The 1107-nt window shown below is 51.3% G+C and carries 2 protein-coding genes; both read right to left on the bottom strand.

The window, feature by feature from the left end; all coding sequences use genetic code 11:
• Positions 1 to 411 (bottom strand): c-type cytochrome (locus R7O13_RS24425; protein WP_318304876.1); only part of this gene is annotated, 411 nt, incomplete at its 3' end.
• Between the two features lie 43 nt (positions 412 to 454).
• A partial coding sequence (locus tag R7O13_RS24420; RefSeq protein WP_318304875.1) for a molybdopterin-dependent oxidoreductase occupies positions 455 to 1107 on the bottom strand: 653 nt, incomplete at its 5' end.

Here is a 1107-nt window from a genome sequence, read left to right as displayed (position 1 = left end):
CCCATTGGGTGGTGCTGGGTTTTTCCTCGCAAGCCATGCAACCATAGCCGCGCGCGCACCGGGATCTGTTACGCCACGAAAGACCATGTTGGTTCCTGGCGCGAAGTCATTCGGAGCGGATAAAAATGCGTCCAACTTTTCAGCGTCCCACTTTCCTTGATGTTGTCTAATTCCGTCGCTGTAATTGAAGCCCTCAAAACTGGCGATATTGCGTTCTGCTAGCCCCCATAAGGGCGGGCCAACCACCGTTACGCCATTCGGCTCAAATTGATGGCAGGCTTTACAAACCATGGCTTGCTGCTCGCCTGCTGCAATCAACTCGTCGTTACTCGCAAGGACAGGGTCGCTCAACAAAGCCAAAAGGGTGAAAGCGAGCGGGAGTACCCGCTCTGATGGTTGTTTTGTTCTCACCGTGTTATGTCCCCTAAGTTCTCACCATTCTGCTACTGACCCTTTAACTTCGTACAATCAATGCGATGCGGTGGAAAGTGTTGTTGAGGTAACCTTTCGGATTCCATGCGATGGCAAAAGGCTGGCTGACACCTTGATCGTCAGTCGCTTTCGCCCACACTTCGTAGTAACCCGCTTGAGGGAACTTCACCTTAGCATTGAACGTTTGCCAAGCACCGTCATTTGCAGGAGCTGCGAGGTCGGCATCCATCCATGTAGCGCCAAAATCAATCGAAATCTGCACTTTGGTCACTTTTCGGTCGCCAGACCAAGCATGTCCGCGAATGGCGATTTCATTGCCATTGACTTCTGTGTTGGTTTGCGGAGAAGTGATGAGAGATTTTACTGGCATGCGCTCTATGATCTCGAAATCCTCTTTCGCCACGTTTTCTCCCGGGGCGACAGGTCGGTTAGGGACTCGATAGGAAGTGCCTGTCATCTTTGGTCCATCGTGTATTTGATCGCGAATTTGAATGCGAGTGAGCCATTTTTGTGAACAAGAACCCGGCCAACCTGGAACCACTAAACGCAATGGCGCGCCATTCATCGGGTGAAGTGCTTCGCCGTTTTGAGCAAAGGCGATGAGATTTTCACTGCCCATGGCTTTAGCAATGGGGACGCCACGAGAAATTGGTAACTTGCCTTCTTTGCCTGAAA

It is taken from the genome of Vibrio sp. Y176 (assembly GCF_033438945.1).
This window is presented reverse-complemented; position numbering and strand designations above follow the sequence as displayed.